At 41.0% G+C, this 9,613-nt stretch carries 13 protein-coding genes; 8 read left to right on the plus strand and 5 right to left on the minus strand.

What is annotated here, in order from left to right; translation table 11 throughout:
• Nucleotides 1–48 precede the first annotated feature (48 nt).
• The 6 genes from BUC22_RS01720 to BUC22_RS01740 all read left to right on the plus strand — a co-directional run bounded on the left by BUC22_RS01720 (nucleotide 49) and on the right by BUC22_RS01740 (nucleotide 3,788).
• Complete coding sequence (locus BUC22_RS01720) at nucleotides 49–828, plus strand: helix-turn-helix domain-containing protein (RefSeq protein WP_073382080.1); 780 nt, start codon at nucleotides 49–51, stop codon at nucleotides 826–828.
• A 13-nt stretch (nucleotides 829–841) separates the two neighbouring features.
• On the plus strand, nucleotides 842–1,015 hold the full coding sequence (locus BUC22_RS21645) for a hypothetical protein (protein WP_159435598.1): 174 nt from the start codon (nucleotides 842–844) through the stop codon (nucleotides 1,013–1,015).
• Between the two features lie 351 nt (nucleotides 1,016–1,366).
• Complete coding sequence (locus tag BUC22_RS01725; protein ID WP_073382082.1) at nucleotides 1,367–1,732, plus strand: hypothetical protein; 366 nt, start codon at nucleotides 1,367–1,369, stop codon at nucleotides 1,730–1,732.
• Between the two features lie 106 nt (nucleotides 1,733–1,838).
• Nucleotides 1,839–2,021, plus strand: coding sequence for a type II toxin-antitoxin system HicA family toxin (locus BUC22_RS01730; RefSeq protein WP_073382084.1), 183 nt, complete (start codon nucleotides 1,839–1,841; stop codon nucleotides 2,019–2,021).
• Nucleotides 2,022–2,057: 36 nt separating this feature from the next.
• A complete protein-coding gene (locus BUC22_RS01735) occupies nucleotides 2,058–2,468 on the plus strand; it encodes a type II toxin-antitoxin system HicB family antitoxin (protein WP_073382086.1) in 411 nt (136 codons plus the stop codon).
• A gap of 159 nt (nucleotides 2,469–2,627) precedes the next feature.
• The gene (locus tag BUC22_RS01740) at nucleotides 2,628–3,788 is read left to right on the plus strand and encodes a tyrosine-type recombinase/integrase (protein WP_073382088.1); all 1,161 of its coding nucleotides are present in this window, start codon (nucleotides 2,628–2,630) and stop codon (nucleotides 3,786–3,788) included.
• 150 nt (nucleotides 3,789–3,938) lie between these two features.
• On the opposite strand, the gene BUC22_RS01745 is transcribed toward BUC22_RS01740, so the two are convergent.
• Nucleotides 3,939–4,985, minus strand: a complete 1,047-nt coding sequence (locus tag BUC22_RS01745; RefSeq protein WP_073382090.1) for a sensor histidine kinase — start codon at nucleotides 4,983–4,985, stop codon at nucleotides 3,939–3,941.
• Nucleotides 4,978–5,658 carry a response regulator transcription factor gene (locus BUC22_RS01750; protein ID WP_013382016.1) on the minus strand — a complete coding sequence of 227 codons (681 nt, stop codon included), beginning with the start codon at nucleotides 5,656–5,658 and terminating at the stop codon, nucleotides 4,978–4,980. Before BUC22_RS01750 ends, BUC22_RS01745 begins: the two co-directional genes overlap by 8 nt.
• A gap of 204 nt (nucleotides 5,659–5,862) precedes the next feature.
• Here BUC22_RS01750 and BUC22_RS01755 point away from each other — a divergent pair, with 204 nt between their 5' ends.
• Nucleotides 5,863–6,720, plus strand: a complete 858-nt coding sequence (locus BUC22_RS01755) for an AraC family transcriptional regulator (RefSeq protein WP_073382093.1) — start codon at nucleotides 5,863–5,865, stop codon at nucleotides 6,718–6,720.
• A gap of 130 nt (nucleotides 6,721–6,850) precedes the next feature.
• Nucleotides 6,851–7,306 (plus strand): peptide deformylase, encoded by a 456-nt coding sequence (def, locus tag BUC22_RS01760; protein WP_013382018.1) that lies wholly within the window; start codon nucleotides 6,851–6,853, stop codon nucleotides 7,304–7,306.
• Nucleotides 7,307–7,371: 65 nt separating this feature from the next.
• On the opposite strand, the gene BUC22_RS01765 is transcribed toward def, so the two are convergent.
• The 3 genes from BUC22_RS01765 to BUC22_RS01775 all read right to left on the minus strand — a co-directional run bounded on the left by BUC22_RS01765 (nucleotide 7,372) and on the right by BUC22_RS01775 (nucleotide 9,595).
• The gene (locus BUC22_RS01765; protein WP_013382019.1) at nucleotides 7,372–7,722 is read right to left on the minus strand and encodes an Hpt domain-containing protein; all 351 of its coding nucleotides are present in this window, start codon (nucleotides 7,720–7,722) and stop codon (nucleotides 7,372–7,374) included.
• Nucleotides 7,723–7,876: 154 nt separating this feature from the next.
• The gene (trxA, locus tag BUC22_RS01770) at nucleotides 7,877–8,194 is read right to left on the minus strand and encodes a thioredoxin (protein ID WP_013382020.1); all 318 of its coding nucleotides are present in this window, start codon (nucleotides 8,192–8,194) and stop codon (nucleotides 7,877–7,879) included.
• Nucleotides 8,195–8,230: 36 nt separating this feature from the next.
• Nucleotides 8,231–9,595 carry an FAD-dependent oxidoreductase gene (locus BUC22_RS01775; RefSeq protein ID WP_073382096.1) on the minus strand — a complete coding sequence of 455 codons (1,365 nt, stop codon included), beginning with the start codon at nucleotides 9,593–9,595 and terminating at the stop codon, nucleotides 8,231–8,233.
• Between the last annotated feature and the right edge of the window lie 18 nt (nucleotides 9,596–9,613).

A 9,613-nucleotide genomic window follows, 5' to 3' on the forward strand; every position in this document is an offset into this window, starting at 1 on the left:
GACGTTTTGAAAAAACTGTAATAGAATATAGAAAAACGGAGGTGTATTATGATCTGCGATAAGCTAAAAGAGATAAGAGAAAAAACAGGCATGAACAAAAAAGAATTTGCTAATTATCTTGGTATTAAATATACAACATATAACAATTATGAAACCGGAGCGCGCGAACCTGCTTCTGATTTTCTAATTTTAGTGTCAAGAAAATTTGACATTTCTATAGATTACATTATGGGCCTAACCGATGAAAAAAATATTCTACACTCGTATGAGCTTTTGGCGGCTGAAATGGAGCATATAGAAAAGTATCGTTCTATAGATGATTTTGGCCGTGAAACAGTTGATCTTGTCTTGTTACGTGAAGTTTCACGTGTTGAGAATCAGAAAAACGAAAAACGCATAAAAATTCCTACCGGCACTTTGGTAGATTTCCACGAAATCAAAGATATTGACGATACAGAACCTTGTAAGCTTCGTCCAGTTAAAACTACAATGCAGTCTCTTTCTGCTGGCTGTGGATCTGTCGGTGACGATGATCAATATACAGAAATTAACTATCCCGATGAAAAAGTTCCAGAGGGTACAGACTTTGCATCTAAGATCACTGGCGATAGTATGGAACCAACATTTTTTGATGGTGATATTGTTTTCTATGAACTGACTCAAAATCTGCGGGAAGGTGACATTGGCGTATTTAGAAAGAATGATGAAAACTTTATAAAAGAATATAGTAAGGATGGCCTTGTCTCCCATAATCCGGCATACGATATTATTGTACCGGGTATGGACGACCATATAGAGACCATTGGTAAAGTATTAGGAAAACTGTAAAGGAGGTGAAACGATGTACTGTTTTGATGATTCTGAGACAGAAACATATTTCTGTGAAATGGCCCGCATGTATGATATTAAGCATGTGAATTTTCCAGATGATCGAGTGTTGACGATGGATGATGTTGACAATATTGTCCATGATGTGAAAGCGATGCAGGAGCTTGCAGCCGAAAGGAGGCGATAAGATGCAGGTACCACAAGAAAAACCCGGCACGGAATTATGCACATTTGCGCTGACCCCGGAACGGTTATGACGCGCGAAAATATTGACTTGATTGTAAAAGCTTGTGAAGATACAGAGGCTAAATATTTTTCAGAAGCAAAATAAAAACCGCCCTACCGTTTGAGACCGGTAAAGCGGCTTTGATGCCCACAGAAAAGGTCTGTGTAAACATCCTTAGACAAGATTATTATATCAGACCTTTTTTCTATTATCAACAAATGACATTTTCTTTATATTTGTTTCTACTGAAAACCGTTTCTTTACTTCCTCTAATAGTGTATAATATCAATATTAACTATTGGAGGTTAAAAAATGAAAAAGAAATTATTTTTATTGTTAACGGCCCTGATCTGTTTATCTTTTGTTTTTGCCGCCTGCGGCAGTGAAAAAAACACATCTAAATCAAGCGCTAATGATGATTTAGCAGAAAAAATGACCATTGTACAAAATGCACTTGATAAATATGTAAGCGGCGTCGATTATTCGTACAAAAAAGATGATTGGCAAATTTACGATAACAGTGATGGAACAACAAGTATCGTTACAAAAATCACAACTAAAGATAATCCTGAAAAACAGCTTGTAAATGTAATTACTACAATTAATGGTGATAGTTACACATATCATTTCATTGAAGTAGGAGGTAACATTTTTTATGATGATGGAACTATTGAATAAATTTATTTTGTATATTTAATAAAACAATACGTATAAAAAATACGCATTTTTTTACTTGACATACGTATAAAATAGGCGTATAATATAATTGTAAGGAGGATAAGACATGACAGTAAGGGAAATTGTTAAAATCCTAAAACAGGATGGCTGGAAAGAATTCGATTCTAACGGTTCTCATATCCAGTATAAACACCCAAATAAGCCCGGTAAGGTCACTGTTCCTAAACATGGTGGCGATATAAAAAAGGGCACGTTAAACAGTATCCTCAAACAGGCAGGGCTTAAATAGCCCTGCCGCTACAATCATTATAAAGGAGTGAAAGCAATGCGTAAATTAACCTATTTAGCAGTATTAGAACCGTCTGATGATGGTTACGGCGTTTTTTACCCTGATCTTCCTGGCTGTATTAGTTTTGGCAAAGATATTGCAGAAGCCCAACAAATGGCTAAAGAAGCTTTAGAATTGCATATTTATGGAATGGAAAAAGACGGCGACCCTGTTCCCGTCCCATCACAGAAGCTTGATCCAGAAGATACAGAAGATTGCATCGTAACCGCTATTACTATTTTACCGGATTTAGTTAAAACAGAAATGGATAATCGCAGAGTAAAAACAAACGTTACTATTCCCGCATGGCTTAAAGAGGCCGCAGAAGCCGAACATGTAAATTATTCAAAACTTCTTGAAGCTTCTTTAATGGATTATCTGAATGTGAAAAGACAAATTTCCAGATAGTAGATAATAAAAAAGCGCCCCTGACATTTGACGATGCCTGAGGCGCTGAGATAGGGCACATGGCCGGTATCTCCCAGCAATGATATTGTACCATGCCTGCCCGGTATTTTCCAGTAGTACCGGGCATTTTTACGCCCTAAATCTGAAAGAAGGGATATTATGGCTCGAACAAAATATAAAAAGAAGGTGAAAAATGGAAATACTTACTATTTCTACAGGCTTAACCACAAAAACTTAAAAAGGCCACGTGACTTGTACGGTAAGACTGTTCAAGAGCTTAAAGACAAAATTGAAGCTCTTACCTATCAATTAGATAGAAATGTTAAATCCAGCAAAGTATTGTTTGGTGACTATCTTAAGACATGGTTAGACAGTGTCCATTCTGTGAACAAAAAGGCCGGTACAATCGCCCATTATAACAGCATCTATGATAATTATATCAAAGGCAGTATTCTCTTTGATATTCGCCTTTCTGAGCTTTCTGCCTTAGACGTACAAGATTACCTTAATGCTTTGCTTGCACAAGGAAAAAGTTATGGTATTGCGAACTCTGTAAAAAAGATTATTTCACCATGCATCCGGTATGCTTACACACAACAAAGAATCTTAACTGACTTTTCTCGATCTGTAAAAATCCAAAAGCCTAACGATACTGAGGAACCCTCAAAAGTAAATCCCATGACAAAGGATGAACAGGAACGTTTTATTAAGGCTATCGCCGGAACATCCTATGAAGTCTTATTTTTAACAGCTCTATACACCGGCGCTCGCTTAGGTGAACTGCTCGCCCTTACATGGAATGATATTGATTTTACACATTGCGAGATAAAAATAAGCAAAACGCTTGAATACCAAAAGGATAAAACAACAAACAAATTCACTCACAAGGTTGTTGCTCCTAAAACTGTAACCAGTAACCGGACAATCCCTTATCCTGAGTTTCTTACTCCTTACCTTAAAAAAACTCACACAAAGTTACTTGAGGATAAATTAAGGCTTCAAAATCGTTTTGAGGATCATAATCTAGTATTTTCAAATCGTTTTGGAGGATATTTGCATGGCCCAGCAATACGCACGAATATGGAGGAAATTTTGGATAAAGCGAATCTTCCACATTTTCGGTTTCATGATCTTAGACACACTTACGCAACTCGCTTATTTGAAATGGGCGAACAGCCAAAAACCATACAAACCATTTTAGGACACAACAATATTTCTACCACACTTAATGTTTACACGCATGTACTTAAAGAGTTAACCATCAAAACTGCATATAAAATGAATAAATTAAATACTGAATTTCAAATAAAAAACGAATAAGGGGCAAAAAAGGGGGCAAAACAAAAAACAGATTTCTTTTTTATCTACTGAACACCGCTTATTTACTGGCTTTCAGCATTTTAGTGAATCAATTCTTTCAAAACCCTCTCGATTTAAAAAAAGAATGTTACAGTTTTGAGAGATTACTTATCAGCCAGTCTGATTTGGCAGAAATACTGAAAAAACAGAGCCTTCACCTTCCCGTGAGGCTACCTTGATATAGCCCTGCTCTTTCCCGATGATCTCGCGCGCCAGATAAAGCCCCACACCGATGCCTGGGGTGCTATGGACCTTGGGCTCTCTGTAAAAACGTTTAAAAATATCGTTGATATGCGTTTCGGAAACGCCGATTCCTGTATCTGCAATTTCTATTTTGGTGTACATTTCCCACTGCTCTGCTGTAACAGATACCCTGCCGCCTTCCGGTGTGTACTTAACCGCGTTTTCCAACAGATTAAAAAGCGCCTCGGCTGTCCATTTTGTGTCGTGACAAAGCTCCAGTGTCTCATCACACACAACGTTTACTGCGATCCTCTTTTTTTCTGCCGAGATGGTAATACCGCTGAGCGCCTGGGCAAGGGTTGGATAAAGGGCCTGACGCTCGGCTTTTAATACGATCTGCCCATTTTCCAGCCGTGATATTTTTGTCAGGACCTGAATCAGAAAATCGAGCTTTTCCACCTGGTTTTGAAGCCCGTCCAGAAAGAAAAGTCTTTTTTCCTCTGGCACCTGAGGGTTCGTCACGGTATCGGCATACATTTTAATATTGGCAATAGGGGTTTTAAGCTGGTGCGATATGTCTGAAACAATTCGCTGTACTGCCTGCTTCTGTTCGCCGCTCTCCTGGGTAGCCGCATTGGTAACATCATATAGCTGGTTCAGCTTCATCTGTACCTTTGAGGCAAGAGTTTCTTCCTCAAGACTGAAGTCCTGTACGCCTTCGTTCTGGATCAGGCTGTCCAGATTTGTGCAGATCTGGTCCGCAAAGTAAACAAAGCGCCGTCTGTAAATCAGCTGGAAAACATAGAGAATTCCCCAAAAAGCCACCGCGAAAATGATTGCGGCCACGCGGAGCAGGGTTCCCGTATCACGATCGGTCAGCGCAAAGACCAGCACCACAAAGGTCGCTGTCAAAATAAACATAGCTGCAATGCTGGTCCACTCCTGCAGTGCAGAAGGTATTCGTCCTTTACGCATCCTTCTCACCAGTCCATTCATAACCCATCCCATAAATTGTTTTAATATAGGCAAAGGTATCGTCTGAGATTTTTGAACGCAGCCGGCTGACGTTGATGGTAAGGGTATGCTCATCGACGAAGTTTCCCTCATTGTCCCACAAGCTTTCCAAAAGCATTTTTCGGGTCAGTACCTTTCCGGGATTTTTGCAGAAAAGCTGCAGGAGCTTAAACTCTGTCGGTGTCAGCACCAGAGGCTTTTCATTTTTAGTGGCTGTCCGCTTTTCAAAATCAATCTCCAGGTTTCCGCAGATAAACAGTTCTTTTCTGCTGACCTCCGTTCTTCTGAAAACCGCATTAATCCGTTTAATCACAATCTTTATATTAAAGGGCTTGGTAATATAATCATCTGCGCCAAGCTCGAAACCTTTTAAAATATCATCGTCCAGATCACAGGCTGTCAGAAAAATCAATGGTGTCCTGTCCTTGAGGCGTATTTTTTTCGCCAGACTAAAGCCATCGCCGTCCGGAAGGTTCACATCCAGAATGACCATTTCCCAGCTTTTTTCCTCAATCTTTTTTCCAGCTTCTTCAAAGCTTTGTACCAAAGTGGTTTTAAAGCCTTCAAGCTCCAGATTATAGCAAAGGCCTGCACCCAGCATCTCATCATCTTCCACTACAAGAATACTCTTCATTTTATGCTCCTCTCCAGCATATTGCCACAGCTCTAATATTTTATACTAACTTGTAAGGAAAGAGAAGTTTCTTTTTAAAGAATTATTTTCTTTTCACCTGCTTTCGGGTATGATCATAAGAGACTGCTGCCTTTTTTGTGCAGAAACTGCGAGGCAGCTTTTTTCATTTGGTGGTAAACTTTTATTGTAAGGAGAGTGTTAAATATGGAATGGATTCAAAGACTTAACCAGGCTGTCAATTACATTGAGGAAAACCTGAGCAGCACGATTGATTATAATACGGCTGCCAAGATCGCCTGCTGCTCAACTTTTCATTTTCAAAGGATGTTTTCATACATTGCGGATATACCGCTTTCCGAGTATATCCGCAGGCGCCGCATGACTGCCGCTGCATTTGAGCTTCAGACAACTGGTACAAAAGTCCTGGACATTGCACTGAAATACGGGTATCAGTCCCCTACTGCTTTTACCCGCGCTTTTCAGAGCGTTCATGGCGTACCGCCCTCTGCCGCCAGGTCGAAAGGCATTTCTTTGAAAGCTTATCCAAGGATAACCTTCTCTATTTCAATTAAAGGAGATACTGAGATGAATTACAAAATTATTGAAAAAGAAGCATTTAGAATTGTGGGTGTATGCAAATCGTTGGATGTAAACTTTGAGGAGAGCTATAAAAAGGTTCCTGCTTTCTGGCAGGAGGCTACTGAAAAAAACCTGATCCCCCAGCTTGCATCGCTCATAGATAAAGAGCCCTTTGGCGTTCTGGGAGTAAGCTCCAGCATGAATGAAAAAACATTCGATTATTACATTGCCGTCGCAACAGACAAACCTTTACCACAGGGCATGACTGAGTTCACTGTCCCTGCCGCCACATGGGCTGTTTTTGAGTGTATCGGCCCCATGCCTCAGGCTATCCAGAGCCTGCAGCGCCGTATTGTCACAGAATGGCTTCCAAACTCTGGCTATGAATACGCCAGCGCACCGGATATCGAGGTTTACGGCGAAGGCAACCAGCAGGCAGAGGATTACCGCTGCGAGGTCTGGCTGCCAGTTTCAAAAAAATAGCGGTATAAAAACAGACCATTCGGATTTTGAATGGTCTGTCCGTCTGTTTTCATGTGAGTTTCGTTGACATAACCTCAAAATTAGGATACAATTTTTAAAGCATTAAATTTAATATATTGAGGTTATCATTATGGCCATTAGACAAATAAGAAAATTTCCAGATGACATTTTACACAAAAAATGCCGTCCTGTTGAAACCATCGACAAACGAACTCTGGAATTAATAAAAGACATGACTGAAACCATGTACCAGCTGCCAAACTGCGGCGGTCTTGCCGCCAACCAGGTGGGGGTACTAAAGCGTGTAGTCGTCATTGATGTGGGTGAGGGGCTCTATCAGCTGGTTAACCCGAAAATTATTGAAGCTGAAGGCGAGCGCATTGTTGTAGAAGGCTGCATGAGCTCTCCCGATGTGTGGGGAAAGGTCAAACGTCCCGAACGTGTTGTGGTTGAGTACACTACGCCCGAAGGCGAAGTCCTTCAAAAAGAGGCTGATGGGCTTCTGGCAAAATGCTTCTGCCATGAGCTTGACCATTTGGACGGTATCTTTTTTACAGACAAAGTTATCGAGTATGTGGATCTCTAATAAAAAAAGAGTACCTCTTTTATAAGCGGTACTCTTTTTAAATAGCATCCCGATTCAATGACAACTCAGCCGTTGCCTTCAATCACTGCTACAATCTTTCCATATTCTTCACTTAAGGCTCCAAAAATAGTCTCAAGGTCTGCATAATCATTTTTTCGTACATTTTCCACCATTTCTGCTGCTTTTTCACTGAGCAGGTCAAACCCAAGGTTTGCAGCTGTTCCCTTTAATGTATGGGCTTCACGTTCAATACGTTCATAATCCTTTTCCTCTACTGCCTGTCTTAATGCAGCATAGGTTTCATCTTTTGGAAATTTGAGTACAAAACGCTCCAATAAAGCCGCATTGTTAGAAAAACGCTGTAAGACTGTTTCCAGATCAATGCCAATTGATCCCAGTCCCTCTAAAATATCCATCTTGTCTCTCCTGTTCTCATTTTTTATGATCTTACATACTTTTGACAGACCAAGCTAATACGAGTGTTATATTAAATTATAGTACAGCCTGCTGAAAAAGACAAGAAGTATAATTGCCTTAAAGACAACTGTTCAAACAACGCTCTGCCTTCTGTTAAGACTGGTATTCCATCAGCTTAGCTTCCAGCTCTTCCAACGGGCGCCCGCCCACCAGGCTTTCCTTTACTTCGCCGTCCTTGAAAATCTTAAGTGTAGGTACGCTCATCACACGGTATTCAGAAGCTAACTCACTGTCGGCGTCAATATCTACCTTGACAATTTTAACATCCTTTACCTTTTCAGCCAGTTCATCCAGAATCGGAGAGAGCGCTTTACACGGCCCACACCATGTCGCGAAAAAATCGACCAGCACAACGCCTTTTCCCTTCAATACTTCTTCATTAAATTCCTGTGCATTAATTACTCTTGCCATTATCGTTACTCCTTTATCTATATTTATAAATTTTATTTATACTGCAAACAAATCGTTAAGGGCTTCGCTCATCGTAGGATGTGTGAAGATCTGATCTCTTAACACTGTATAATCCAGACCTGCGTCCATTGCCAGCTTTACAATGTTAATCATTTCATAGGATTCCTCGCAGAAAAGCATTGTTCCCAAAATTTTATTAGTGTCAGCGTCAATAACAGCCTTTAACAGACCTACCGGCTTTCTCAGCACCTGGGCCTTTGGTATAGCCGCTGCCGGCAGCTTGGCAATCTTTACATGATAACCCTGAGCGGCAGCCTCTTCTTCATTAAGGCCGACACGTGAAAACGGCGGATCAATAAAGACGCTGTAAGGTACTGTCCGGTCACTGCTGGCACGTTTGCCGCTGCCTGTCAGCTGATCCTTGACAATTCTAAAATCATCTAATGAAACATAGGTAAACTGCAGTCCTCCTGCGACATCGCCCATCGCCCAAATATTGGGAACGCTTGTCCGAAGCTTTTCATCGACCTTGACGGCGCCTCTTGGCGTTTTTTCAACACCGGCGGCTTCAAGATTAAGACCCTCTGTATTTGGTTTTCTGCCCGTAGCGATCAAAACCGCATCGGCGCCAGCCGTCAGCGCTGTGCCATCCTTCTTATAATGAACAACCGCTTCGCTCCCGGCATTTTCGATTTCCTCAGTCTGGACATTCATTTCAAAATGCACGCCTTTATCCTCAAAGGCCTTTTGAATCGCTTCTGCAATATCACGGTCTTCCCGTGGGATTAATTTATCTTCAATTTGGTATACGGTAACCTCCGCGCCAAAATCAGTATACATTGACGCGTATTCCAGTCCGATATAGCCCCCGCCGATAATTGCCAGACGTTTTGGCAGTACATCAAGCTCCATCAAAGAATCGCTGGTATAAACATAAGGATTTCCTTCAATGCCCTTAATGGGCGGAATAACGGAAACAGATCCGGTATTGATAAAAATCTGGTCGCCTTCAACCTCAAGGGTTTCCTCTGCGGTTTCAATCTTTACACGGTTGGCGGATACAAAGCTGCCAAGGCCATTATAGACAGTTACGTTATCTAAATCATTCAGCTTATCAAAATTTTTCTTTCTCAGCATGCCTGTCAAACGGCGCTTTTCTTCCACCGCTTCCCAATACAGGCGGTTCTTTTCTTCATAGCTGCCGGGTTTTTGAATGACTGAGGCCTTTGCACTGTTCACCAGAGACTTTGTAGGGATACACCCGACATTAATACAGGTTCCGCCATACATTTTATCTGATTTTTCAATCATAGCCACCTTTTTTCCCATTCCTGCAAGGCTTCCCGCCAAGGTCTTGCCGCCTTTTCCAAAGCCGATAATGACTGCATCATAATGTTTCATTTTTTCTCTCCTGTTATT

The sequence above is a fragment of the Eubacterium callanderi genome (assembly GCF_900142645.1).
Classification (GTDB): Bacteria; Bacillota; Clostridia; order Eubacteriales; family Eubacteriaceae; genus Eubacterium; species Eubacterium callanderi.